This is a genomic window from Caulobacter sp. 05L422 (genome assembly GCF_056397765.1).
The window spans coordinates 54,918-78,234 of sequence record NZ_JBFTOB010000006.1 but is presented as its reverse complement, the minus strand read 5'-3'; the positions used below and the strand labels follow the sequence as shown (position 1 = coordinate 78,234).

At 68.3% G+C, this 23,317-nt stretch carries 25 protein-coding genes; 8 read left to right on the top strand and 17 right to left on the bottom strand.

Annotated elements, in window-relative coordinates; translation table 11 throughout:
• Window positions 1-32 precede the first annotated feature (32 nt).
• On the top strand, window positions 33-602 hold the full coding sequence (locus AC1DMQ_RS07770) for an alpha-ketoglutarate-dependent dioxygenase AlkB (protein ID WP_477032976.1): 570 nt from the start codon (window positions 33-35) through the stop codon (window positions 600-602).
• Here the strand turns inward: AC1DMQ_RS07770 and AC1DMQ_RS07765 are convergent.
• The 14 genes from AC1DMQ_RS07765 to rpsF form a co-directional block, all read right to left on the bottom strand.
• Window positions 599-2,092, bottom strand: a complete 1,494-nt coding sequence (locus tag AC1DMQ_RS07765; protein WP_477032975.1) for a methyl-accepting chemotaxis protein — start codon at window positions 2,090-2,092, stop codon at window positions 599-601. The two genes, AC1DMQ_RS07770 and AC1DMQ_RS07765, sit on opposite strands and share 4 nt — an antisense overlap.
• Before the next feature lie 298 nt (window positions 2,093-2,390).
• On the bottom strand, window positions 2,391-3,143 hold the full coding sequence (locus AC1DMQ_RS07760) for an SDR family NAD(P)-dependent oxidoreductase (RefSeq protein ID WP_477032974.1): 753 nt from the start codon (window positions 3,141-3,143) through the stop codon (window positions 2,391-2,393).
• 42 nt (window positions 3,144-3,185) lie between these two features.
• Window positions 3,186-4,169 (bottom strand): bile acid:sodium symporter family protein, encoded by a 984-nt coding sequence (locus AC1DMQ_RS07755; RefSeq protein WP_477032973.1) that lies wholly within the window; start codon window positions 4,167-4,169, stop codon window positions 3,186-3,188.
• Between the two features lie 126 nt (window positions 4,170-4,295).
• Complete coding sequence (gene purF, locus AC1DMQ_RS07750) at window positions 4,296-5,795, bottom strand: amidophosphoribosyltransferase (RefSeq protein WP_477032972.1); 1,500 nt, start codon at window positions 5,793-5,795, stop codon at window positions 4,296-4,298.
• Entirely contained in the window at window positions 5,792-6,430 is a 639-nt protein-coding gene (locus tag AC1DMQ_RS07745) for a CvpA family protein (protein WP_477032971.1), read from the bottom strand. The genes purF and AC1DMQ_RS07745 overlap by 4 nt, the downstream gene beginning before the upstream one ends.
• Complete coding sequence (radA, locus tag AC1DMQ_RS07740; RefSeq protein WP_422182696.1) at window positions 6,427-7,809, bottom strand: DNA repair protein RadA; 1,383 nt, start codon at window positions 7,807-7,809, stop codon at window positions 6,427-6,429. Before radA ends, AC1DMQ_RS07745 begins: the two co-directional genes overlap by 4 nt.
• A gap of 75 nt (window positions 7,810-7,884) precedes the next feature.
• Window positions 7,885-8,967: an alanine racemase gene (gene alr, locus AC1DMQ_RS07735; RefSeq protein WP_477032970.1), complete on the bottom strand. Its 1,083-nt coding sequence runs from the start codon at window positions 8,965-8,967 to the stop codon at window positions 7,885-7,887.
• A 55-nt stretch (window positions 8,968-9,022) separates the two neighbouring features.
• Window positions 9,023-9,715: a MarC family protein gene (locus AC1DMQ_RS07730; protein ID WP_477032969.1), complete on the bottom strand. Its 693-nt coding sequence runs from the start codon at window positions 9,713-9,715 to the stop codon at window positions 9,023-9,025.
• A 61-nt stretch (window positions 9,716-9,776) separates the two neighbouring features.
• The gene (locus tag AC1DMQ_RS07725; RefSeq protein ID WP_477032968.1) at window positions 9,777-10,103 is read right to left on the bottom strand and encodes a hypothetical protein; all 327 of its coding nucleotides are present in this window, start codon (window positions 10,101-10,103) and stop codon (window positions 9,777-9,779) included.
• A gap of 28 nt (window positions 10,104-10,131) precedes the next feature.
• Complete coding sequence (locus tag AC1DMQ_RS07720; protein ID WP_477032967.1) at window positions 10,132-11,664, bottom strand: replicative DNA helicase; 1,533 nt, start codon at window positions 11,662-11,664, stop codon at window positions 10,132-10,134.
• Between the two features lie 165 nt (window positions 11,665-11,829).
• Window positions 11,830-14,238, bottom strand: coding sequence for a TonB-dependent receptor plug domain-containing protein (locus AC1DMQ_RS07715; protein WP_477032966.1), 2,409 nt, complete (start codon window positions 14,236-14,238; stop codon window positions 11,830-11,832).
• A gap of 198 nt (window positions 14,239-14,436) precedes the next feature.
• The gene (gene rplI / locus AC1DMQ_RS07710; protein WP_477032965.1) at window positions 14,437-15,021 is read right to left on the bottom strand and encodes a 50S ribosomal protein L9; all 585 of its coding nucleotides are present in this window, start codon (window positions 15,019-15,021) and stop codon (window positions 14,437-14,439) included.
• 13 nt (window positions 15,022-15,034) lie between these two features.
• Complete coding sequence (rpsR, locus tag AC1DMQ_RS07705; protein ID WP_029914647.1) at window positions 15,035-15,310, bottom strand: 30S ribosomal protein S18; 276 nt, start codon at window positions 15,308-15,310, stop codon at window positions 15,035-15,037.
• A 15-nt stretch (window positions 15,311-15,325) separates the two neighbouring features.
• Window positions 15,326-15,706, bottom strand: coding sequence for a 30S ribosomal protein S6 (gene rpsF / locus AC1DMQ_RS07700; protein ID WP_028038546.1), 381 nt, complete (start codon window positions 15,704-15,706; stop codon window positions 15,326-15,328).
• 237 nt (window positions 15,707-15,943) lie between these two features.
• Here rpsF and AC1DMQ_RS07695 point away from each other — a divergent pair, with 237 nt between their 5' ends.
• Both AC1DMQ_RS07695 and AC1DMQ_RS07690 read left to right on the top strand, forming a co-directional pair.
• Window positions 15,944-16,495 (top strand): DUF2059 domain-containing protein, encoded by a 552-nt coding sequence (locus AC1DMQ_RS07695; RefSeq protein ID WP_477032964.1) that lies wholly within the window; start codon window positions 15,944-15,946, stop codon window positions 16,493-16,495.
• A gap of 92 nt (window positions 16,496-16,587) precedes the next feature.
• Window positions 16,588-17,235, top strand: a complete 648-nt coding sequence (locus tag AC1DMQ_RS07690; protein ID WP_477032963.1) for a hypothetical protein — start codon at window positions 16,588-16,590, stop codon at window positions 17,233-17,235.
• 3 nt (window positions 17,236-17,238) lie between these two features.
• Here the strand turns inward: AC1DMQ_RS07690 and AC1DMQ_RS07685 are convergent, their stop codons facing one another.
• From AC1DMQ_RS07685 to AC1DMQ_RS07675, 3 genes are all read right to left on the bottom strand, one after another.
• On the bottom strand, window positions 17,239-18,057 hold the full coding sequence (locus AC1DMQ_RS07685) for a sterol desaturase family protein (RefSeq protein ID WP_477032962.1): 819 nt from the start codon (window positions 18,055-18,057) through the stop codon (window positions 17,239-17,241).
• A gap of 71 nt (window positions 18,058-18,128) precedes the next feature.
• Entirely contained in the window at window positions 18,129-19,241 is a 1,113-nt protein-coding gene (locus tag AC1DMQ_RS07680) for a helix-turn-helix domain-containing protein (protein WP_477032961.1), read from the bottom strand.
• An 81-nt stretch (window positions 19,242-19,322) separates the two neighbouring features.
• Entirely contained in the window at window positions 19,323-19,877 is a 555-nt protein-coding gene (locus AC1DMQ_RS07675) for a peroxiredoxin (protein WP_477032960.1), read from the bottom strand.
• 122 nt (window positions 19,878-19,999) lie between these two features.
• Between AC1DMQ_RS07675 and AC1DMQ_RS07670 the strand changes: the two genes are divergently transcribed.
• From AC1DMQ_RS07670 to AC1DMQ_RS07650, 5 genes are all read left to right on the top strand, one after another.
• Window positions 20,000-20,479, top strand: coding sequence for a group II truncated hemoglobin (locus AC1DMQ_RS07670; protein ID WP_477032959.1), 480 nt, complete (start codon window positions 20,000-20,002; stop codon window positions 20,477-20,479).
• Between the two features lie 70 nt (window positions 20,480-20,549).
• Window positions 20,550-21,062 (top strand): hypothetical protein, encoded by a 513-nt coding sequence (locus AC1DMQ_RS07665; protein WP_477032958.1) that lies wholly within the window; start codon window positions 20,550-20,552, stop codon window positions 21,060-21,062.
• A gap of 66 nt (window positions 21,063-21,128) precedes the next feature.
• A complete protein-coding gene (gene fabD, locus AC1DMQ_RS07660; RefSeq protein WP_477032957.1) occupies window positions 21,129-22,073 on the top strand; it encodes an ACP S-malonyltransferase in 945 nt (314 codons plus the stop codon).
• A 31-nt stretch (window positions 22,074-22,104) separates the two neighbouring features.
• The gene (gene fabG / locus AC1DMQ_RS07655) at window positions 22,105-22,845 is read left to right on the top strand and encodes a 3-oxoacyl-[acyl-carrier-protein] reductase (protein ID WP_477032956.1); all 741 of its coding nucleotides are present in this window, start codon (window positions 22,105-22,107) and stop codon (window positions 22,843-22,845) included.
• A 187-nt stretch (window positions 22,846-23,032) separates the two neighbouring features.
• A complete protein-coding gene (locus tag AC1DMQ_RS07650; protein ID WP_007672577.1) occupies window positions 23,033-23,272 on the top strand; it encodes an acyl carrier protein in 240 nt (79 codons plus the stop codon).
• Window positions 23,273-23,317 lie beyond the last annotated feature (45 nt).

Sequence of the window (23,317 nt, the reverse complement as noted above, 5' to 3'; positions counted from 1 at the left end):
AACGGGGAGGTCGGCGGGCCCATTTGCCGACCATGAGCCCACGACAAGCCAGCCTGTTCGACGATCCGGCGCCGGGACCGCCCGGTTTCGTCTATCGGCCCGACCTGATCGATCCGGACGAGGAGGCCGCGCTGGCGGAGGCGTTGGGCCGCCTGGATCTTCGCGCCTTCGAGATGCGGGGCTACAGCGCGCGTCGTCGGGTGGCCTATTTCGGCCGGCGCTATGACGGTCCGGCCGAGGAGTTGCGGCACGGCCCGCCGATCCCCGATTTCCTACAGTCCTTGCGGCGCAAGGCCGCCGATCTGGCGGGTCTGGCGCCGGAGGCCCTGGTCCACGCCCTGGTCAACGAATATCCGCCCCGCGCGCCGATCGGTTGGCATCGCGACAAGGCGGCGTTCGGCGAGGTGGTCGGCGTCTCGCTGCTGTCGCCATGCGTCCTGCGGTTCCGGCGGCCGGACGGGGCCGGCTGGGAACGGCGGTCCCTGACGCTGGAGCCGCGCTCGGCCTATTGGCTGGCCGGAGAAGCCCGTTCGGCCTGGGAGCACAGCATCCCGCCGGTCGAGACGCTGCGCTACTCCGTGACCTTCCGCACCCTGGCCTAGAACTCTTCCCATTCGGTCGCGACGGCGGCGCTGGATCCTGGACGCATCTGAGGGACGGGGCGGGCCGACGGGCGGGCCGATTGCGCCGCATAGGGGCGGGCGGCGGGCGCCGCCACGGGACGCCGGACCGCTTCGCCCGTCTCGAAGCGCGACACCAGTCCGGCCAGGGCGGAGGATTCGGACTTGAGGTTGGTGGCGGCGGCCGTGGCCTGCTCGACCATGGCCGCGTTCTGTTGGGTCACCTGGTCCATCTGGTTGACGGCGGCGTTGACCTGGTTGAGGCCGGTGGCCTGCTCCTGCGAGGACTTGGCGATCTCGGAGATCAGGGTGTCGATCTCGGCGACCTTGCCGACGATGCCGTTCAGGGCCTGGCCGGTGTCGCCGACCAACTGGACGCCGCGCGCCACCTGCGAGGTGCTGTTGGCGATCAGGGTCTTGATCTCCTTGGCGGCCTCGGCGGAGCGCTGGGCCAGGGCCCGCACCTCCTGGGCCACGACCGCGAAGCCGCGGCCGGCGTCACCGGCGCGAGCCGCCTCGACCCCGGCGTTCAGGGCCAGCAGGTTGGTCTGGAAGGCGATCTCGTCGATGACGCCGATGATCTGGGTGATCTGGCCCGAGCTCTGCTCGATCTCGCCCATCGCGGCGACGGCGTCGCGTACGACCGTGCCGGAGCGGGCGGCCTCTTCGCGCGCGCTGGAGGCGGCGGACGAGGCTTCCTTGGCGCCGGCGGCGCTGCGGCGGACCGTGGCGGTGATCTCGTCGAGGGCGGCGGCCGTTTCCTCGAGGCTGGCGGCCTGCTGCTCGGTGCGGCGCGACAGGTCGTCGGAGGCGGCGGCGATTTCATCGGAACTGGCGCGCAGGCCGTCGGTCGAGCCGACGATCTGGCTCATGGCCGAGCGCAGGCTGTCGACCGCGACGTTGTAGTCTTCCTTGATGGCCAGGAAGCGGCCTTCGAAGTTCTCGGTGATCCGGGCGGTCAGGTCGCCGCCGGCCAGGCGCTTCAGATAGCCGGCCAGCGAGCAGACCACGGCGCTTTGCTCTTCCTCGGCCTTGCGGCGGGCTTCGTTGGCGATCCGCTCGAGTTCGACCTGGGTGATGTCGACGGCGAACTTGATGACCTTGTGCGGCTTGCCGGCGGCGTCGAAGATCGGGTTGTAGTTGCCCTGGATCCAGACGTCCTTGCCGCCCTTGCCCACGCGCTGGAACTTGTCGGAGAAGAACTCGCCGCGCGCCAGGCTGGCCCAGAAGGCCTTGTATTCGGCGCTGCGGCCGTAGGCGGGGTCGACGAACATGCCGTGATGGCGCCCAACGATCTCGTCGAGCGAATAGCCCACGGTGCTCAGGAAGTTCTTGTTGGCGGTGATGATTGTGCCGTCGAGCTGGAACTCGATCATCGCCTGCGAACGGTCGATGGCGGCGACGGTGGCCTCCAGGTCCGCGAGGCGTTGAGCCGCCTTCTGATCAGGACGTTTCGGCGAGAAAAGCGACATCGATGAACTCCCCCGGTGGGGCCGCATCGAGGGCCGCACTGCACGAGTGAACGTGCGTCGGCGGGGTTGAGGAGGCGTTAACGTTGTCGCCCTGATCCACGCGCGACGATGCGGCAGTTTGGCGCAACTCAATCTAAGGGATATTTCGCCGCCCTGACGGTTCGACAGACTGCCTGGCCGTAAAGCTCTGTTTTTGCGAGATTTTGTCGGATTGTCGACTTTTGCCTCGGCGGGTGGACCGTGAGACCCGCCGTGCGTCCGATAAGTTAACGGCGATCAGAAATCGCMGCCCTCGGGATCAGCCGACGCTGGCCGATTCCTGGCCGCGGTCCTTGAACTTCACGACGCCCTTGGGGGGCACGCGGTCGGGGCGGGCCAGGTCGACGATCAGCGGGACGATGGTGTCGGGCGCGGGCACGGTCTGCGGGTCCTCGCCGGGGAAGGCGCCGGCCCGCATGCGGGTGCGCATGGCGCCCGGATCGACGCAGACGGCGCGCACCGTGGTGTTCTCCATCTCGTCGTCGTAGCAGGCCACGATGGCCTCCAGGCCGGCCTTGGAGGCCGCGTAGCCGCCCCAGAAGGCGCGGTGGGTCTTGGCGACGCTGCTGGTCAGGAAGATGGCCCGACCGGCCTCGGCGCGGCGCAGCAGCGGGTCCATGGACCGGATCAGCCGCCAGTTGGCCGTCAGGTTGGTGGCCATGATCATGTCCCAGCCCTTGGGGTCCAGGTGGCCCACCGGGGTGAGGGCGCCCAGCACGCCGGCGGCGCCGACCAGGATGTCCAGCTTGCCGAACCGCTCGTAGAGGGCCGCGCCCAGCTGATCCAGGCCGTCGGGTTCCAGCAGGTTCAGCGGGACCAGGGTGGCGTGCTCGCCGGTCGCGGCGAAGATCGCGTCGTCCAGGGCTTCCAGGGCGCCTTGCGCGCGGCCCAGGGCGATGACGTGTGCGCCGGCCTGGGCCAGGCCCAGGGCGATGGCCTCGCCGATGCCGCGGGTGGCGCCGGTGACGAGGGCGATGCGGCCGGCCAGCGGCTTTTCGGAGTCGGAAGTCATGGGCGGGTTCTAGTGGCTAAGCCGGACGATTGAAACCGGCGATCAGGCCTCGTCGGCGGGCCGCGCGCCGTAGCGCTGGGCGATCACCGAACAGGCCATCAGCTGGATTTGATGGAACAGCATCAGCGGCAGGACGAGGATGCCGGCCGTCGCGCCGGGGAACAGGATGCCGGCCATCGGCACGCCGGTGGCCAGGCTCTTCTTGGAGCCGCAGAACACGATGGCCACCTCGTCGGGCTTGGAAAAGCCCAGGGCCCGCGCGCCGAACACCGTGGCGGCCATCACGACGGCCAGCAGCAGCATGCAGGCGACCAGCAGGACGCCCAGTTCCGGGATCGAGACGATCTTCCAGATACCCCCGACCACGGCGGCGCTGAAGGCCGAATAGACCACCAGCAGGATCGAGCCGCGATCGACCTGGCCCACCAGGGCCTTGTGCTTCTCGATCCAGCCCTTGACCCAGGGTCGCACCAGCTGGCCGGCCACGAACGGGACCAGCAGCTGGATGACGATCGACTTGATCGAGTCCCAGCCGCCGACGTCGCCGTGGGCGTGCATCAGCAGGCCCACCAGCACCGGCGTCAGGAAGATGCCGAGCAGATTGGAGGCCGAGGCCGCGCAGACGGCGGCGGCGACATTGCCCCGGCCGATCGAGGTGAAGGCGATCGACGACTGGACGGTCGACGGCAGGCAGCACAGGAACAGCATGCCGCTGGACAGGGTGGGCGACAGCACGCCTGACTTGCTGATGCCCAGGCCCAGCAGCGGGAACAGCACGAAGGTGAAGGCCAGGATCGTCAGGTGCAGGCGCCAGTGGGTCAGGCCCGCGACCACGGCCTCGCGCGACAGCTTGGCGCCGTGCAGGAAGAACAGCAGGGCGATGGCGATCTTGACCACCCAGCCGACGATCGTCGCGGCCTCGCCGCGCACCGGCAGGATCGAGGCCAGCACGACCATGCCGAACAGGGCCAGGATGTAGCCGTCGATCTTCAGCTTGGCGAGGAGGGTGGAAACGGGATTGGCCACTAGCGCCTCTCAATACGTCATTCCCCGACATCTTCGGGGAACCCAAGCCGAGCCGCCTGGAAATCTGGATTAGCGCAGCTTTGGTCCCCCGAACAAGTCGGGGGACGATGCGGTTGTGAGGCGGAGCTAGGCGCTCAGCAGCGACAGCTGCTTCTCGGCCTGGTCGTTGCGGCCCTCGGCGATCTCGCGGTCGGTCAGGCGCGTGGGATAGTCGCCGGTGAAGTAGTGGTCGGTGAACTGCGGGTGGGCCGGGTCGCGCGGACCGGCTTCCAGCGCCTGGTAGAGGCCGTCGACCGACAGGAAGCCGAGCGAGTCGACCTCCAGGAACTTGGCCATCTCTTCCAGCGACTTGTTGGCCGCCAGCAACTGGTCGCGCTCGGGCATGTCGATGCCGTAGAAGTCGGGCCACTTGATCGGCGGGCTGGCCGAGCGGAGGTGAACCTCCTTGGCGCCGGCCTCGCGGACCATGCGCACGATCTTCAGCGAGGTCGTGCCGCGCACGATCGAGTCGTCGATCAGGATCACGCGCTTGCCTTCCAGCACCGCGCGGTTGGGGCTGTGCTTCATGCGCACGCCCAGTTCGCGCACGCCCTGGGTCGGCTGGATGAAGGTGCGGCCCACATAGTGGTTGCGGATGATGCCCAGATCGAAGGGCAGGCCGCTCTGTTGGGCGAAGCCGATGGCGGCGGGCACGCCGCTGTCGGGAACCGGCACCACGACGTCGGCCTCTACGCCGGTCTCGATGGCCAGGCGCTGGCCCATGCGCTTGCGCACGTCATAGACCGAGCGACCGTTCACGACGCTGTCGGGGCGGGCGAAGTAGACGTATTCGAACACGCAGGGGCGGGCGGCGACGTTCTGGAACGGACGCAGCGATTTCACGCCGGTTTCGGAGATCACCACCATCTCGCCGTGCTCGACGTCGCGCACGAAGCGGGCGCCGATCATGTCGAGCGCGCAGGTTTCGGACGCCAGGATCGGCTGACCGTCCAGGTCGCCCAGCACCAGCGGGCGGATGCCCAGCGGGTCGCGCAGGCCGATCATCTTCTTGTTGGTGATGGCCACGATCGCGTAGCCGCCCTCGATCTGGCCGACGGCGTCGATGAAGCGGTCGACGATCCGCGCCTTCCGCGAGCGGGCGATCAGGTGGAGGATCACCTCGCTGTCCGACGTCGACTGGAAGATCGCGCCCTCCTGGACGAGGCGCTCGCGCAGGGTCAGGAAGTTGGTCAGGTTGCCGTTGTGGGCGATGGCCACGCCGCCGGTCTCGAGATCGGCGAACATCGGCTGGACGTTGCGGATGCCGCTGCCGCCGGCCGTGGAGTAGCGGGTGTGGCCGATGGCCATGCCGCCGGGCAGGCGCTGGACCAGGTCGTTGCCGGTGAAGGCGTCGCCCACGTGGCCCATGTGGCGTTCGGTGTGGAAGCGCTGGCCGTCGAAGGCGGCGATGCCGCAGGCTTCCTGGCCGCGATGTTGCAGGGCGTGCAGGCCCAGGGCGGTGACGGCGGCGGCGTCACGCACGCCGTAGACGCCGAAGACCCCGCATTCGAGGCGCAGGGTGTCATCTTCCGGATCACGCCAAGGCTTGGACGAGAAGCGGTCGGTCGACTGGCCGAAGGACGTCATCGCGATTTCTCCACCAGCTCGTCGACGGAGCGACGCTGGTCCTTATCATAACCCGGATCGCCCGACTTGCGTTCGGACGGTTTGTCGCTGGCGCCGCCATCTCTTGTTCCATCGTGGACGGCGTCTTCAATGGCGGGGGCCAGCTTGCCGGCCAGGCCGGCGCCCTTGGGGGCGAACACCTTCAGCACGCGGCCGGCGGCGTTGGACAGCGGATACAGCGCCGACTTCGACATCCAGCCGGGGACACGGTCGGGCGGGGTGGCCATGTGGAACACCAGGCTGAACACGCCCAGCACCACCAGGCCGCGCAGCACGCCGAACGCCAGGCCCATCAGGCGGTCCAGCGTGCCCAGGGCGCCGTCGGCGTGCAGGGTCTTGGTGATCTGGGCGCCGACCAGACGCAGCAGCACGAAGATGATGACGAAAGCGACCAGGATGGCGGCCGCCGTGGCCGCCCAGTCCGGATCCATCATGCCCCGGAACAGCGGGCCGGTGACGCGCAGCGCCAGCAGGGCGAGCAGGGCGGCGACGATGAACGACAGGGCCGAGGTCAGCTCCCGCGAGGCGCCGCGCGCGAAGCCGACCAGGGCCGAGACCAGCAGGATCAGGCCGAAGATGATGTCGAAAGGCGTCACGTCAGCTGGCCCCAGATCTCGTCGCCGATGCGGCGCACCGCGTCGGCCAGTCGCGCCACGCCGGCGACAGGCAGGGCTCCGCCGCCTTCGGGAAGCCCCGACAACGGTCCCAGAGCTCGGCCAAAGCCGAGTTTCGCGGCCTCTTTCAAACGTGTCTCCATACGGCTCACGGGCCGCACTTCACCGGACAGGCTGACCTCGCCGAAGACGACGCAGTCCTGCGGCAGGGCGATGTCGAGGGCCGAAGAGGCCAGGGCCGCCGCCGCCGCCAAGTCCGCCGCCGGCTCGGTGATCCGCAGGCCGCCAGCGACGTTCAGATAGACGTCCTTGTTGCCAAAACCAAGGCCGCAACGCGATTCGAGCACAGCCAAGACCATGGCCAGGCGCCCGGAATCCCATCCGACCACGGCGCGTCTGGGCGTTCCGTACGCGGACGGGGCGACCAGAGCCTGGAATTCGACCAGGACGGGCCGCGAGCCCTCGATGCCGGCGAACACCGCCGCGCCCGCCGCCCGCTCGCCGCCCTCGTTGAGGAACAGGGCCGAGGGGTTCTTGACCTCGCGCAGGCCGGAATCGCCCATTTCGAACACCCCGATCTCGTCGGTGGCCCCGAAACGGTTCTTGGCGCCGCGCAGGATGCGGAACGGATAGCCGCGCTCGCCCTCGAAGCTGAGCACCGCGTCGACCAGGTGCTCGACCACGCGCGGGCCGGCGATCTGGCCGTCCTTGGTGACGTGGCCGACCAGCAGGATGGCCACGCCCTTCTTCTTGGCCAGGCGCACCAGCTCCTGGGCGCAGGCCCGGACCTGGGTGACCGTGCCGGGCCCGGCCTCGTGGGCGTCGCTCCACATGGTCTGGATCGAATCGATGACCACCAGATCGAAGTTGTCGCGCTTCAGGCCGTCGAGGATGTCGCGCAGGCTGCTTTCGGCGGCCAGTTTCACAGGGGCCTGGGCGAACCCCATGCGCTCGGCGCGGCCGCGGATCTGGGCCACGGCCTCCTCGCCCGAGATGTAGGCGCAGTTCACGCCCTTCAGGCTGGCCTTGGCGACCACCTCCAGCAGCAGGGTGGATTTGCCGACGCCCGGGTCGCCGCCGATCAGGATCGCCGAGCCGGGCACCACGCCGCCGCCGCAGACCCGGTCGAACTCGTCGACGCCGGTGATGATGCGGGGCGGGGCCGGGGTGTCGCTTTCCAGGCCAGTGAACTGCAGGCCGCGCGTGCGGCTGGCCTTGGTGACCGACAAGGCGCCGGGCGCGCGGACGCCGGTTTCCTCGACCAAGCTGTTCCAGCTCTGGCAGGCCGAGCATTGACCCGACCACTTGGTCGTGACCGCGCCGCAGGACTGGCAGGCGTAGACGGCGCCGTCACGGGCCATGGGGGCTCCTGATTCGAAGATGACTGGAGACTACAGCTTGGCCGCCCGCTGCGCCAAAGCCGGACGCACCGTCTCTCAGCCGCCCTTGACCACCCGTCGAGCCCTCGGCGCGATGCGGGTCAGCAACTCGTAGGCCGTGGTGCCGGCCGCCGCCGCCGCGTCGTCCACCGGCAGGTCGGGGCCGATGATCTGCATCATCGCGCCCGGGCGGGCGGCGTCGCAGTCGGTGATGTCGACGGCGATCAGGTCCATCGACACCCGGCCCAGCATCGGGCGCAGGGCGCCGTCGAACCACACCGCGCCGCGCGGATGAGCGGCGCGCGGCACCCCGTCGGCATAGCCGGCCGCCAGGATGGCGACGCGGGTGGTGTCCCGCGCGGTGAAGGCCGCGCCGTAGCCGATGCTTTCGCCGCGCGGCACGACCCGGGCCTGGAGGATCGGCGCCTCAAGCGTCGCCACCGCCTTGATCCGGGCGTCGGGCACGTCGCGCGGACCGCCGCCATAGAGGCTGATGCCGGGCCGGCACTGGTCGAAGCGGAAGGCCTCGCCCAGGAAGATGCCGCCGGAGTTGGCGAGGCTGCGGCGAGCGTTGGGGAAGAGCGCGGCGGCTTCGATGAAGCTGGCCAGCTGGCGGGCGTTCAGCGCGTGGTCGGGCTCGCAGGCGCAGGCCAGGTGGCTGATCACCAGGGTGATGTTCAGGAACTTCAGCCGGTCCATCGCCCCGGTCAGGACCACGGCCTCTTCCGGGCGCAGGCCCAGCCGGTTCATGCCGGTGTCGATGTGCAGGGCGGCGTCCAGGGTGCGGCCGCGCGCGTGGCTGTTCCAGGCCTCGATCTGCGGCAAGCTGTTGAGCACCGGCGTCAGCCTGGCCGCCTCAAGGGCGGGCGCCGAGCCCGGCGTGACGCCGTCCAGGACATAGATCGTCGCCTTGCGCTCGCCCAGGGCCCGGCGCAGGGCCAGGCCTTCCGACAGCCTGGCCACGTAGAAGGCGCGCGCGCCATCGTCCCACAGGAAACCGGCGACGACGGCCGCGCCCAGGCCGTAGCCGTCGGCCTTCACGGCGGGCGCGATCTCGGCTCCGCCGGCGGCGGCCTTGAGCACGGCGTGGTTGGACGCCAGGGCGTCGAGGTCGAGGGTCAGGAGGCTGGCTTCGGTCACGAGGCGGGACGTAGCCGAGCACGCCGCGCAAAGCCAGTGCGGATGGCGAGCTGTTTCAGTGCAGCGGGTGTCGCGCCAGGAAGTCGCCCGCCAGGCTCTCCAGCCCGCTGGCCAGGATCTGCACTCCGATGCACAGCAGCAGGAAGGCGACCAGACGCGACATGACCCGCGCGCCGGACACGCCCAGCAGGGCCATGACCCGGTCGGACCCGCGATAGAGGCCCCAGATCAGCAGGGCGACCGCCAGGGCGGCCAGGCTGGCGCCCAGGAAGAACGGAACCACCGTGTGGCCGCCGGCCGGCCGCTGCGAGGACAGGGCGATGGCCACGGCGATCGAGCCGGGTCCGGTCGTGAACGGCATGGTCAGCGGAAAGAAGGCGATGTCCTCGGTGCGGCGCTCGGCGGGGGAGGCCGCGTCGCTCTTGCGGTCCTCGTGCGCCTCGGGCTGCATGAGCAGGCCCCAGGCCCGGATCGCCACCACCAGGCCGCCCGCCACGCGCAGGGCGCCCAGGCTGACGCCGAAGAAGTTGAGGATGTAGCCGCCTAGCAACAGCGATCCCAGCAGGATGGCCAGGGCGTAGGTCGCGATCCGGAAGGCCAGCTGATGGCGCTCGTGCGCCGTACGGTCGGCCAGCACCTGATGGAAGATCAGCGAGGCCCCGACCGGATTGACGATCGAGAACAGCGCCGGGAAGGCCAGCAGAAACGCGCCGACGACCGTGGACGTCGGCAGGGGATTGAAATCCATTGGGCGGTCTCGTTTCGACGACAGCCATACCCTGGCCGATCGATGCGTCCCGGGTCAAATCTCAGGTGACGGAGAAGCCGGTCGATCCGGTCGGATGCAGCACGACGTAGTGATCATCATCCGCCCCCAGGTCTCGATAGGCCGCCTTAAGGTCCGCCATGAGCGGCTTCATCACCGACAGTTCCGCAACGAGGGCAAAGGTTGCCCGCGCCTCCGGCGTGATGATGAAGATGTTCATCTCCCCGGAACCCGCGTCGTGGCCGTCGAGATCGCCGAGGTCGCCGCCGCAACCGCTCAGGGCTTCGATGATCCGGTCTTCCAGGCTGATCATCGCATCGTAGTCCGCCAGGGAAGCGTGCGGAAACTGGAGCACGAGCTGATGGGCCACAATGGAATCCTCGCCGTGGGTCCTCGGATTATTCGTCGTCGCCGCTGCGCATCTGGTGGAAGTAGTGGTCGCGGGCCAGGTTGCCGAAGCGGGTGGTGTCGCTGTTGAACGACAGGCGCACGGTGCCGATGGGGCCGTGACGCTGCTTGGCGATGATCACCTCGGCCAGGCCCTGCAGGCGGTCCATGTCCTCCTGCCATTGCAGGTGCTCGGGCGTGCCTTCGCGCGGCTCCGAACGGCCGACATAGTAGCTTTCGCGATAGACGAACCAGACCATGTCGGCGTCCTGCTCGATCGAGCCGGATTCGCGAAGGTCGGACAGCTGAGGCCGCTTGTCCTCGCGCTGCTCGACCTGACGCGACAGCTGCGACAGGGCGATTACCGGGCAGGCCAGCTCCTTGGCCAAGGCCTTCAGGCCCATGGTGATCTGCGAGACTTCCTGCACGCGGTTGGCGTTGGAGCCGAGGTCCGAGCCGGTGACCAGCTGCAGATAGTCGACGACGATCAGGTCCAGGCCGACCTGGCGCTTCAGGCGACGGGCCCGGGCGGTCAGCTTGGCGATCGAGATGCCGCCGGTGGCGTCGATATAGAGCGGGGCTTCCTGCAGCTCGATGGCCGCGTCGCGCACCCGGCCGAACTCGCTGGCGTCGATCTCGCCCTTGCGGAGCTTGTCGCCCGACACGCCCGAGGCGTCTGCCAGCATACGCAGGGCCAGCTGTTCGGCGCTCATTTCCAGCGAGTAGAAGGCCACGACGCCGCCGCTGACGGTCTTCTTGGTGCCGTCCGGCTGGGGCTCCCAGGCGTACTTCTTTGCCACGTTGAAGGCGATGTTGGTGGCGAGCGCGGTCTTGCCCATCGACGGACGACCGGCCAGCACGATCAAGTCGGAGGGGTGCAGGCCGCCGATCTTGGTGTCCAGGTCGATCAGGTCGCTGGCCAGGCCCGACATGCCGCCGTCGCGGCTATAGGCCTCGGCGGTCATCTCGACCGCGCCGCGCAGGGCGTCGCCGAAGCTGACGAAGCCGGAGCTGGCCACGCCGCTTTCGGCCAAGGTGTAGAGCTGCTGTTCGGCCTGCTCGATCTGGTCGCGGGCCGGCAGCTTGACGTCGTCCTTGCCGACCCCGCCGTGGGCGGTGGAGGCGATCTCGCCGCCGATGCGGATCAGGTCGCGGCGCAGGGCCAGGTCGAACACGGCGCGGGCGTAGTCGCCGACATTGGCGGCGGGCGGGGCACGGTCGACCAGGTCGGCCAGGTAGCGCAGGCCGCCCAGCTCCTCGAACGCCGGATCGTGCTTGAACTCGTCGGCCAGCAGGATCGGCTCGGCCAGCTGGCCCTTGCGGATGTGGGTCTCGATCGAGCTGAACAGACGCGCGTGGAAGGGCTCGTAGAAGTGGCGGCCCTGCAGGCTGTCGGTCAGGCGCTCATAGGCCGAGTTGTCGTACAGCAGCACGCCCAGCAGCGCCTGTTCGGCCTCCAGATTGTGAGGCGCGACGGAGACGACGATGTCGCCCATCGCGGAGGGTGGGCGGAGGTCAAGAGCAGGAACGAGAGACATCGCCACAGGTTAACGCCAAGCCTGGTTTTTCGCGCGGACGCAGCGAGCCTCCGACGAAGATGAACGGGGATATTCTGTGTATGTTCTGCCACCCCGAGACGTCGGAATCGGACGTACGAAAACGGCGCGGGAATCGCTTCCCGCGCCGTTGTGTCATGACCCTAGGTCAACCTACCAGCTGTAGCTGAGACGGGTGTAGAGGAAGCGCCCGTTGAAGCCGAACGGCGAGTAGCTGGGGAAGGCGACCACCCCGGTCGTGTTGACCGGCGCCGGGGCCTGGTCGGGGTACTCGTCGAACAGGTTGTTCACGCCCAACGCCCAGGTGACGTCCTTGAGGAAGGTATAGCGCGCCTCGGCGTCCCAGACCGTCTTGGCGCCCGACTTGTAGTCCAGGGCCGGGGTGGCGTTGGGGATCAGCACCGAGCCGTAGGCCGTGCCCCGCAGGGTCGCGCCCCACGGGCCGTTGCTCCAGTCGCCGGCCGCCACGAACTTGTGGTCGGGCGTGCCCTGCTCGTAGGTCAGGACGTTGACCCGGGCGAACAGGGGCGGGGGCACCGGCAGGCCCGACAGGATGCTGGTGGTCGGCACCTTGTTGACGTCGGTCTGGTTGTAGTTGGCCGCCAGGGTCAGGTCGAAGCGGCCGGCCTCGTCGGCGTCGAGGCGGTAGCGCGCCACCACATCCACGCCCTTGCTGGTGGTGTCCACGCCGTTGACGAAGAACCGCGCCGTGGTCACGCCAAACGGCTGCAGAAGGTTGTAGATCGCCTGCTGGGTCGGGGTGCCGCCGTTCACGCCCTGGATGTTCTCCGAGAGCACGATGCGGTTGTCGATGTCGATCTGGTAGGCGTCGACCGTCAGCTCGAACGGGCCCTTGTGATAGACCGCGCCCAGCGAATAGTTCTTCGACTTTTCCGGCTCCAGCGGCTTGGCGCCCAGGGCCGCGGCGGTGGCGCTGGTGGCCGGGAAGGTGCCCACGTCCACAGCCGCCCCGCCCGACACGATGTTGATCGAGGTGGTGGTGAAGTACTGCTGTTGCAGCGCCGGAGCCCGGAAGCCGGTCGAGAAGGCGCCGCGCAGGGCGAAGTTGTCGGTGAAGTCGTAGCGCGCGGCGATCTTGCCCGTCGTGGTCGAACCGAAGTCCGAATAGTCCTCGTAGCGGGCCGCCAGGTCGATATCGAGCTTGTCGGTGATCTGGTTGTCCAGGTCGACATAGAGGCTGGTGGCGTTGCGGCTGACGTCGACTTCGTTGGCCGGCCGGAAGCCGGGGAAGCCCTGGGCGCCGGCGCCCTTGCCGTTGCCGCCGTTGATCCACGAGGCGGTCTCGCCGGCCTCGATCTTGTAGGTCTCGTCGCGGTATTCGATCCCGAAGGCCAGGGTGCTGGGCTTGGCGAAGTTGAACAGCTCCAGCGGGCGGTTGACGTCGATCGCCGCCACCGTCTGGCCGTACTGCATCGACCCGTCCTTGAAGCGGGTCGGCGAGCTCGGGCCCAACGAGGCGTTCAGCGAATTGATCGTGCCGTACTCGACCTTGTTGTTGCCGTAGGTGACGCTGGCGTCGACGTTGAAGCCGCCGATCACGCCCTTGGTCCCGAAGGCCAGGTTGTAGTCGTCGATCTTGGTGGTGATCCGCGGCACGTAGCCGGTCGGATAGACGCTGACATAGTTGTTGGCGTTGTCGGCCAGACGCGGGAAGGCCGAGCTCTCGCCCTTGCGGTTCTGGTAGCCAGCCAGGCCGTACAGGCTCCAGGCCTCGTTCAGCGGCAGGCCGAAGTTGGCGTAGATCGTCTTGGTCTCGACCTGGGGGTCGCCGTAGACGCCGGTCACGTTCTGGGGCGAGACGCGCGGGTCGCGGTCGGCGCGGTTGGTCGGGTTGCGGAACGAATATTCGCCGGTGACCGTCAGGAAGCCTTCGTTGGGCAGGGCGAAGCCTTGCCACAGCGAGGCGCTGTAGGTGGGACCGTCGTGCGCCTTGCGGCCGTCGCGGTCGCGGGCCGTCTTCACGTCGGTGTTGTAGATGCCGTAGGTGGCGCTGGCGCCGCCGCCGTGGCTGGCTTCGCGCAGACGCAGGTTGATCACCCCGGCGATGGCGTCCGACCCGTACTGGGCGGCCGCGCCTTCGCGCAGGATCTCGACGCGGTCCAGGGCTGCGGTCGGGATGGTGTTCAGGTCGAACGGCGCGGAGCCTCGGCCGATCGAGCCGTTGATGTTGACCAGGGCGGAGGTGTGGGCGCGGTGGCCGTTCAGCAGCACCAGGGTCTGGTCGGGCGACAGGCCGCGCAGGGTGGCCGGGCGCACCGAGTCGGTGCCGTCGGTCACCGCCGGACGCGGGAAATCGATCGAGGGCGCCAGATTGGCCAGGGCCTGGGCCAGTTCCGGCGTGCCCTGCCGGGTCAGGGCCTTGTTGTCGACCACGTCGACCGGCGAGACGGTGTCCAGCCGCGAACGGGCGACGCGGGTGCCGGTGATGACGACCTGATCGACCTCGGTCGAGTCGGTCGGCGCGGCGACGTCCTGGGCCTGGGCGACGCCGGAAACGGCCGCGATGGAGGCGGCGGCCAGAAGGAAGCTTTTGAAACGCATTGCGAAATCCCCTCGCATGGCTTCCAGAGGCTCAAGGCCTTTTGTTCCGGAAGCGGAGGAGCCCTTCTCCCCCTAGGGAAAGGATGGGGATGCGTGCATCCGCTCACAAGCTGAGCAATTCTGGTTAAACGCGCAGAAAAAAACGGCGCGGATTTCTCCGCGCCGTTCTTCAGTTTTTCTAGACGCTATTAAGCCGGCTTAGGCTTCGTAGTGGTCGCCTTCGAACGAACCGGCTCCGCCTTCCGCCATGTCTTGGGCGGCTTCGGCGTCAGCGGCGCGGTCTTCTTCGAACTGAGCGGCGATGACGTTTTCGCCGCGCGCTTGGCGATCGGCTTCGTCCTGGCTGCGCGCGATGTTGAGGGTGACCGTGACGGTCACTTCGGCGTGCAGCTTCACCTTCACTTCGTGGACGCCCAGCGTCTTGATCGGCTTGTCCAGCACGATCATCGAGCGGTCGACCTTGCCGCCTTCGGCCTTGATGGCGTCGGCGACGTCGCGGCCCGCGACCGAACCGTACAGCTGGCCGCTTTCGCCGGCTTGACGGATCATCACGTACTGCTTGCCGTCCAGGCCTTCGCCCGACTTGCCGGCAGCTTCGCGGTTCTTGACGTTGCGGGCTTCGATCTCAGCGCGCTGAGCTTCGAAGGTCTTCAGGTTGGTCGAGTTGGCGCGCAGGGCCTTGTGACGCGGCAGCAGGAAGTTACGGGCGAAGCCGTCCTTCACGGTGACCACGTCGCCGAGGACGCCGGTGCCTTCGACGCGTTCGAGCAGAATGACTTTCATCGTGGTGTCTCCCTTACTTCACGACGTAGGGGAGCAGAGCCAGGAAGCGGGCGCGCTTGATGGCCTTGGCCAGTTCGCGTTGCTTCTTGGCCGACACCGCGGTGATGCGCGACGGCACGATCTTGCCGCGTTCGGAAACGTAACGCTGCAGCAGCTTCACGTCCTTGTAGTCGATCTTCGGCGCGTTGGCGCCCGAGAACGGGCAAACCTTGCGGCGACGGAAGAACGGGCGGCGGGCGCCGCCACCGGCGGCGGGAGCGCCGGCTTCGGGAGCAGTGGTATCGGTCATGATCTCTCTTCTCCCTTACGCGGCCGGCGCGAAGTCGTCGCGCGGGCGCTCGGTGCGCTCGCCACGTTCGCGGTCGCGACGGGCCAGAACCGGCGACAGTTCCAGGTCCAGCTCTTCGACGCGGATGGTCATGAAGCGCAGCACGTCTTCATTGATCAGCAGCTGACGTTCCATCTCCTTCACGGCCGCGGCCGGAGCGTCGATGGCGAGCAGGGAGTAGTGGCCCTTGCGGTTCTTCTTGATGCGATAGGTGAGGTTACGCAGGCCCCAGTATTCGATCTTGGCGATGTGACCGCCATTTTCTTCCAGGAGAGCCTTGAGTTGCTCGTTCAGAGCTTCGGCCTGTTGCGGCGAGATGTCCTGCCGCGCGATGACCACGTGTTCGTAGAACGCCATGTTTTCCTTCTTCCGGCTTGGAAGGCGGCGTGGGCGACGGCGGAAGTCCGTCGACCACGATGGATCCTGCATGCCGAGCGGGAAATCCCGACCCAAAGGGCTGCGTGCAAGACCGCCATCCGTGAGATGGGCGCGCTAATACAGGAAAGGGCGCGGAAGTACAAGTCGCGCGGCGGGCTTGCATCCCTAGGTAGCTCTGGGGCAATGAGATGCAGCTTCACCGTCGGGGGATCTGTCATGAAACGTCTCGCTGTTCTCGTCGCCGCGGCGGCCCTGTGCCTGGCCGGAAACGCGGCCCAGGCCCGGCAGGCTTCGCCGCCGCCCGCCGCCGCCGCGTCCAAGGCTTCGCCCGAGACCCGCGCCCTGGCCGAGCGCTATTTCAAGGCGATCCACTACGACACGCTGCTGAACCAGATGATGGACCAGATGGTCCCGACCATGATCGAGACGATGCGCAAGCAGACTCCGTCGGTGACCGACGAGCAGAGCCGCCTGATCAGCGAGACCGTCCTGGAAACCACGCACGAGATGACCGACAAGATGAAGGCGCCGATGCTCGACGCCGTGGCCGAGGTCTTCAGCGAGCAGGAGCTGCGCGACCTGGTGGCGTTCTACGAGGGACCGTCCGGTCAGGCCCTGATCGCCAAGACGCCCGAACTGACCCAGAAGATGATGACGCAGATGCCCGCGATCATGGCCGAGACGCAGACCAAGATGCTGCAGAAGCTGTGCGCCAAGCTCGGCTGCGACGCCGCCGGCGCGCCCGCCCGAAAGGCGGCCAAGTCCTGATCGCGCCCGGAAAAAGGGCTGTCGAACAACTGTCATATAAATTGGGCGGCGACAGGCTTCAGCCTGTCGCCGCCTTGTGCTATCGGGCGTTCATGGGGCTCAGGACGACTTCCCTGATCGTGGCTTTGCTGACGGTCGCCGCCGCGCCGGCGACGGCGGGCGACGTCGTGCGCAAGCCCGACCTGTCGGTGTGGGGCGCCGACGGCCATTTCCAGGGCTATTCGGCCGCCCAGACCCTGGACCTGTCCAGCGACGCCGAGAAGGCGACCTTCACCGCCAAGGTCGCGGGGGCGATCGACGACCCGACCTATAATTTCGACCTCAACCTGAACCAGAAGCCCGACGAACATCTCGCCGCCAACCGCGCGGTCGGCGTCGGCGCGTCCTGGAACGCCCGCGAGGCGGCGATCCGCTCGTCCCTGGCCCGCTCGTTCGGCTTTGGCCTGCTGCCCAAGACCAACTATGTGCGCCTGTCGATGGATATGAACGCCAGCCAACCGGTCTATCTGCGCGGCGCCACGCCGGTGACCCGGGCCAATGTGCGATCCGAACTGACCCTGGACGGCCGGCCGGTCGCCTCGATCGCCGTCGGCGGCGGCACGATGGGCGAGGAGGGCGTCGATTTCAGCCTGACCCGGCCGTTCGACATCCCCGCCGAGTTCACCGTCAGCCTGCGCGCCGCCGACGAGCGGGTCCAGGACGGCCGGCTGATGGTCAAGCTGGTCCGCACCACCTGGTAGGGTTCAGGCGGCTTCGGCCGCCGCCTCCGCCAACCCGCGTCCCGCCAAGTTTTGCTTAGGGCGCCGCACGGCCTGGGCGAACCGCTCCAGGTAGCGCGGGTTCTCGGTTCCCATCATCCGATCCCACCAGGTGAAATAGAGCCCGTAGTTCCAGCCGGCCTGGGCGTGGTGCAGGTCGTGGTGGGTGACGGTCGTCAGCCAGGGCAGCAGCGGGCGGCCGTCGCGGCTCGCGGGGAACAGCTCGTAGCCGCTGTGGCCCAGGGTGTTGCGGATGATCTGGTGCAGCATGAACAGGCCCGCGACCGGCCACTGGGTGGGGACCAGCAGCATCCACAGCGGCACGAACAGCGCGTTGATCGCCGCCTCGCCCAGGTCGAAGCTGTAGGCGGTGAACGGCGAGGGACTGTTGGACCGGTGATGGCGGCGGTGGAAGGTCCGGAACAGCCGCCGGTCGTGGATCAGCCTGTGCGTCCAGTAGAACCAGGCGTCGTGGGCGACGATCATCAACGCCAGGCTGGTCCAGAACCAGACGGGCCCCAGGCTTCGGGCGATGTAGGGGCCGGGCATCAGGCCGGCGTGGAACAGGCCGAAGCTGATCAGGCCGACGGTCGAGAAGATCATGATCGAGCGGATCGAGGTGGCGAACTCGATCAGCAGCTGGCGGGCCGGCGGGCGCCCCTCGCGGATCTTGCGGCCGGCCAGCGGGACCGCCAGCACGACCCACAGGGCCAGCCAGACGCCGACCGCGAAGATCACGTAGCGGCTGACGTCGGTGAAGGTGGACTGCAGCCAGTTCTCGGCGAGCGGAAGAAGTAACGACATCGGGCTTTCCTCGGATGAACGACGCCCGGAGGAAGACGCGCCGGCCGCCGCGCGTCGCGCCGATCGCGAAATCAGGCCGTCTTGTCGGATTTCGACGAAGGATCGCCGGTTTCGACCAGCCTCAGCCGGGTCGGAACCGGGGTGTTGGCGGCTCGCCATTCGGTCGGGGTGACGCCGGTCGCGGCCCGGAAGGCGCGGTTGAACGGGCCCAGCGAGGCGAAGCCCAGGTCGTAGGCGATGGTCGAGATCGACTTCAGGGCCAGGTCCGGGGCGGCGAGGGCGGTCTTGGCCGCCTCGATACGGCGGCCGTTGACGTAGTCGGCGAAGTTGCGGTGGCCCAGCACGCCGTTGATCAGCCGGCGCAGGCGGTGCTCGGGCGCGCCGACCAGGGCGGCCAGGGCGCTGATCGACAGGTCCTCGCCGCGCCAGACCTCGTCCTGGTCCATCGCCGTCTCCAGCCGGGCCAGCACCAGGCGGTCGGCGGGGGTGAGGTCCATCAAGGGCGCGGGCGTCGGCGTGGCCGCCTCGCCGGCCATGGGAACCACCACCAGCAGCGGTTCGGCGCGCAGCAGGGCGGCGGAGGCGGCCACGGCCAGGGCGGCCAGGGTCAGCGATTGCAGCAGGCCGGCGGCGGGCAACCCCGGCAGGCCGCCGATCCAGGCCATGTCCCGAATGCTGAGCAGCAGGATGTAGCCGGCGGCGGCGATCATCACCGGCCCCCGGATGCGGCGGCGCTGGGCCACCAGATCGTCGCGCCAGCCGCGCCAGATCACCAGCAAGGCGTGCAGCACCAGTCCGGCCGAGGCCAGGTTGAAGACCAGCCAGAACGGCTTGCAGATCGTCGGCGGGATCGACCGGGCCAGGAACCACAGCGCCACCAGCCCCACGGCCGGCCACAGGCGATGCGGCGAGAAGCGCCGCTCGTCGGCGAACACGGCGTAGGCCAGGGCCCAGAACAGGCCGGTGGTCGCCACCGACAGCGCGCAGACGATCGGGGAAGCCACGGCCACGCCGCCCGGCCTGTAGCCCTCGATGACATGGGCCATGGCGCAGGCGAAGAACAGCCCGCCGACCCAGCGCGCGGGCGTCGTGCGCCGATCCAGGACCAGGCCCAGTCCGGTGACCGCGAAACCGCCGATGGCGACGCCGCGGGCCAAGGTCTCGAAGAGGATCGTGTCGCCCATGGCCGGCACTCTAAACGAAACGCGCGCGGACCGATCCGGCCCGCGCGCGTCGATTTCGAAAGAGGCTGGCCGAAACCGGAACTACTTCTTCTTTCCGGTCTTGCTTCCGGCCTTGTAGGCCTTCACCGCGTCCATGGTGCTGGTCACGTGGCCCTGGAAGTTCAGGTCGCTGTAGGCCAGCAGGATCTTGCCGCTGGGGGCGATGACGTAGGACGTGCGGTTGGACAGGTTGTCCTTCATCGGCAGCACGACGTCGTACTTCTTGATCAGGTCGGCGTTCGCGGCCGCCACCGCGAACTTGTCGCGGCAGTGCTCCTTGGAGAAGTCCTTGATGCGGTCGACATTGCCGCCGGTGACGCCGATCACGGTGGCGCCCAGCTTCTCGAACTCGGGCGTCGCCTCGGCGAATTCGTGGGCCTCGGCCGTGCAGCCCGACGTGTAGGCGGCCGGGAAGAAGTACAGCACCACCGGGCCCTTCTTCAGCGCCTTGGCCAGGGTGAAGGAGAAGTCCTTGCCGGCCAGGGCGGCGGGGGCGGTGAAGTCGGGCGCCGTGTCGCCGACCTTGAGGGCGGCCAGGGCGGGGGAGGCGGCCAGAAGGGCGCCGCAAAGAGCGAGACCGGTAAGCAGGCGTTGCATGCGTAGGCTCCAGGGAAGGCGAGGGCGCAGCCAGCTGCGTCACGATTTCAATAACGCCATTCCTTCGCCTTCCAAACGTCAACCTGCGCCCGTAAGACCAAAGTAGGAAACGGGAGGCGGCCATGGCGCTCGGCGAGACGGAAATCCCCACCCTGGCGGCCTGGGCGGGCGGGCCCGAGCGGTTCAGGGCGCTGTTCGAGGCCTTCTACGCCGCCGTGCCCGACGATCCCGTGCTGGCCCCGGTGTTCGCCGGCATGAACCCGCGCCACGCCGAGCATGTGGCCGCTTTCGTCACCGAGGTGTTCGGCGGGCCCAAGGCCTATAGCGAGGCCGGCGGCGGGCACGCCTCGATGATCGGCCACCATCTGGGCCGGCATCTGACCGAGGAACAGCGCCGGGCCTGGGTGTCGCTGATGCTGGACACCGCCGATGCCGTCGGACTGCCGGCCGATCCGGAATTCCGAGCGGCCTTCGTCGGCTATCTGGAGTGGGGCACGCGGCTGGCGGTGATCAACTCCGCGCCGGGCGTCCAGGCCCCCGTCGACAACCCGCCGATGCCGGTCTGGGGCTGGGGACCGCCGGGCGGACCTTGGCTGGGCTGAGACTCGGTCGACTATCGCGCTTTGCCTCTCGCCATGGTAGAGGAGCGACACGTAGGCGGAGGCGGCTCGAATGCGCGGCGCGATCCTTTCCATGGCGGTCCTGATGGCCGCGGCGACCGCTCCGGCTCAGGCCGAGACGCCGCCGATCCGGGCCTTCCGGGCCGTTCCGTCGTCCCGCGTCGCGGTTCCGGTGACGCCGCGTCCGCCGATGCCGGCTTCGGTCATGCCGCGGGTCCCGACCCGTACCTCGACGCCGCTCCGGACCCCGATCACGGCGCAGACGCCGCATTGCCCGCCCCAGCCGCCCAAACCGCCGCTTTCGGTGAGCATTCCCAAGCCGGACCACAACAAGCGGACCATGGCCCTGATCCAGCAGAACATCGTCATGATGTCGATCCTGCGGGCCCAGGAGCAGCGGCGTCCCTGCGATCTGTCCTGGAGCGCCAAGAAGCTGGCGCGCAAGGGCTGTCCGCCGGCCGGGTTGACGCCACGGCCGGTTCTGGAGCTCGCCCCGCCGCCTCCGTCCTTGGCGTCGGAGACGGTCATCGCCGCCGCGCCGGAGGCGATCGAGGGGCAAAACTGATCCTTGCCCGTGACGCGGTGATCCCATAACCCTCCCGCCCTTGGATTTGTAACGACGGAGCGGGCCATGAGCATCGCCTTCATCTTCCCGGGGCAGGGCAGCCAGACGGTCGGCATGGGCGCCGATCTCGCCCAGGCCTTCGCCGCCGCCCGCGAGGTCTTCCAGGAGGTCGACGACGCCCTGGGCCAGAAGCTGTTCAAGCTGATGGTCGAAGGCCCGGAGACCGACCTGACCCTGACCGAGAACGCCCAGCCGGCCCTGATGGCGGTCAGCCTGGCGGTGTCCCGTGTGCTGGAAAAGGAATTCGGCGTCGGGATCGACAAGGCCGCCTTCGTGGCCGGCCACAGCCTGGGCGAATACAGCGCACTGGCGGCCGCCGGCGCCATCACCCTGGCCGACACCGCCCGCCTGCTGAAGCTGCGCGGCCAGGCCATGCAGCGCGCCGTGCCGGTGGGCGAGGGCGCCATGGCCTCCCTCATTGGCCCCAAGACCGACCTGGCCCTGGCTGAAGCCGCCGCCGCCGCCGGCTCGGAGGTCGGCGTCTGCGTCGTGGCCAACGACAACAACAACGGCAACGTCGTGATCTCCGGCGCCAAGGCCGCCGTGGACAAGGCCATCGAGAAGGCCAAGGAGCTGGGCGCGCGGGCCATCCCGCTGAACGTCTCGGCCCCGTTCCACTGCCCGCTGATGCAGCCGGCCGCCGACGAGATGGCCGAGGCCCTGTCGAAGACCACGATCGTCTCGCCGCGCGCCCCGCTGGTGGCCAACGTCACCGCCGCGCCGGTCCACGATCCCGACGTCATCCGCAAGCTGCTGGTCGAGCAGGTCACCGGCCGCGTCCGCTGGCGCGAAAGCATGACCTGGCTGGCCAACGAGGGCGGCGTCACCCGCTTCGCCGAGGCCGGGGCCGGCAAGGTGCTGTCGGGCATGGCCAAGCGGATCGCTCCGGACGCCGAAGCCGTTCCCCTGAACAGCCCGGCCGACCTCGAAGCCTTCGCGAAATCGCTCTAACCCCATCCATTCCTTGGGGAGGAAACCCAAAATGTTCGATCTCACCGGCAAGACCGCCCTCGTCACCGGCGCCACGGGCGGCATCGGCGGGGCCATCGCCAAGGCCCTGCACGGCCAAGGCGCCCACGTCGTGCTCTCGGGCACCCGCGAATCGGCCCTGTCCGAGCTGGCCGCCCAGTTCGGCGAGCGCGTCTCGTTCGTGGCCGCGAATCTCTCGGATGCCGCACAGGTCGACGGCCTGGTCGCCAAGGCCGAGGAAGCCGCCGGCGCGCCGCTGGACATCGTGATCGCCAACGCCGGCATCACCCGCGACGGCCTGATCGTCCGCATGAAGGACGAGGACTGGGAGACCGTGATCAAGGTCAACCTGGAAGGCTATTTCCGCCTGTCTCGCGCCGCCGCCAAGGGCATGATGAAGCGCCGTTCGGGCCGGATCATCGGCATCACCTCGATCGTCGGCGTCACCGGCAATCCGGGCCAGACCAACTACGCCGCCTCCAAGGCCGGCATGATCGGCTTCTCCAAGGCCCTGGCCCAGGAGCTGGCCAGCCGTAACGTGACCGTGAACTGCGTGGCCCCCGGCTTCATCGCCAGTCCGATGACCGACGCCCTGAACGAGCAGCAGAAGGCCGGCATCCTGTCGACCATTCCGGCCGGCCGTCTGGGTGAGGGGAGCGATATCGCCGCTGCGTGCGTTTACCTCGCCAGTGACCAGGGCGGCTACGTCACGGGTCAGACCTTGCACGTCAACGGCGGCATGACCATGATCTGACGGGTCGTCTTTTCCTGGGCTCGTCGCCTTTCTGCTTGGAAAGACGAAAGCCCACATTTCTATCCGGACGTGCCGCTAGTCACTCGAAAAAGAACGTGATAGGCGGTGGCCCGACAATTCCCGTGGGTGGTGAGGCTTGTCCGAGCCGTCCACGGAACTGCAAGATTCAAAACGAGGGACTAACAGAATGTCCGACATTCTCGAGCGCGTGCGTAAGATCGTCATCGAGCACCTGGACGCCGATCCGGAAAAGGTCACCGAAAAGGCCAGCTTCATCGACGACCTGGGCGCCGACAGCCTCGACAACGTCGAGCTGGTCATGGCGTTCGAAGAAGAATTCGACATCGAAATTCCGGATGACGCCGCCGAGCACATCCAGACCGTCGGTGACGCCGTGAAGTTCATCACGGAAAAGACCGGCGCCTAAGGCGTCGGGTTCGCGTATTTCTGCGAACAGGACTATCAACCGCCG

Excerpts from the sequence above, each read along its gene's own strand:
- rpsF (WP_028038546.1), bottom strand. The coding sequence starts at position 15,706 with ATGGCGTTCTACGAACACGTGGTCATCGCGCGGCAGGACATCTCGCCG.
- radA (WP_422182696.1), bottom strand. The coding sequence starts at position 7,809 with ATGGCCCGTGACGGCGCCGTCTACGCCTGCCAGTCCTGCGGCGCGGTC.
- AC1DMQ_RS07665 (WP_477032958.1), top strand. The coding sequence starts at position 20,550 with ATGCGCGGCGCGATCCTTTCCATGGCGGTCCTGATGGCCGCGGCGACC.
- AC1DMQ_RS07670 (WP_477032959.1), top strand. The coding sequence starts at position 20,000 with ATGGCGCTCGGCGAGACGGAAATCCCCACCCTGGCGGCCTGGGCGGGC.
- AC1DMQ_RS07690 (WP_477032963.1), top strand. The coding sequence starts at position 16,588 with ATGGGGCTCAGGACGACTTCCCTGATCGTGGCTTTGCTGACGGTCGCC.
- AC1DMQ_RS07765 (WP_477032975.1), bottom strand. The coding sequence starts at position 2,092 with ATGTCGCTTTTCTCGCCGAAACGTCCTGATCAGAAGGCGGCTCAACGC.
- fabG (WP_477032956.1), top strand. The coding sequence starts at position 22,105 with ATGTTCGATCTCACCGGCAAGACCGCCCTCGTCACCGGCGCCACGGGC.
- AC1DMQ_RS07760 (WP_477032974.1), bottom strand. The coding sequence starts at position 3,143 with ATGACTTCCGACTCCGAAAAGCCGCTGGCCGGCCGCATCGCCCTCGTC.
- rpsR (WP_029914647.1), bottom strand. The coding sequence starts at position 15,310 with ATGACCGATACCACTGCTCCCGAAGCCGGCGCTCCCGCCGCCGGTGGC.
- fabD (WP_477032957.1), top strand. The coding sequence starts at position 21,129 with ATGAGCATCGCCTTCATCTTCCCGGGGCAGGGCAGCCAGACGGTCGGC.
- rplI (WP_477032965.1), bottom strand. The coding sequence starts at position 15,021 with ATGAAAGTCATTCTGCTCGAACGCGTCGAAGGCACCGGCGTCCTCGGC.
- AC1DMQ_RS07730 (WP_477032969.1), bottom strand. The coding sequence starts at position 9,715 with ATGGATTTCAATCCCCTGCCGACGTCCACGGTCGTCGGCGCGTTTCTG.
- AC1DMQ_RS07675 (WP_477032960.1), bottom strand. The coding sequence starts at position 19,877 with ATGCAACGCCTGCTTACCGGTCTCGCTCTTTGCGGCGCCCTTCTGGCC.
- AC1DMQ_RS07650 (WP_007672577.1), top strand. The coding sequence starts at position 23,033 with ATGTCCGACATTCTCGAGCGCGTGCGTAAGATCGTCATCGAGCACCTG.
- AC1DMQ_RS07680 (WP_477032961.1), bottom strand. The coding sequence starts at position 19,241 with ATGGGCGACACGATCCTCTTCGAGACCTTGGCCCGCGGCGTCGCCATC.
- AC1DMQ_RS07770 (WP_477032976.1), top strand. The coding sequence starts at position 33 with ATGAGCCCACGACAAGCCAGCCTGTTCGACGATCCGGCGCCGGGACCG.
- AC1DMQ_RS07695 (WP_477032964.1), top strand. The coding sequence starts at position 15,944 with ATGAAACGTCTCGCTGTTCTCGTCGCCGCGGCGGCCCTGTGCCTGGCC.
- purF (WP_477032972.1), bottom strand. The coding sequence starts at position 5,795 with ATGACGTCCTTCGGCCAGTCGACCGACCGCTTCTCGTCCAAGCCTTGG.
- AC1DMQ_RS07685 (WP_477032962.1), bottom strand. The coding sequence starts at position 18,057 with ATGTCGTTACTTCTTCCGCTCGCCGAGAACTGGCTGCAGTCCACCTTC.
- AC1DMQ_RS07715 (WP_477032966.1), bottom strand. The coding sequence starts at position 14,238 with ATGCGTTTCAAAAGCTTCCTTCTGGCCGCCGCCTCCATCGCGGCCGTT.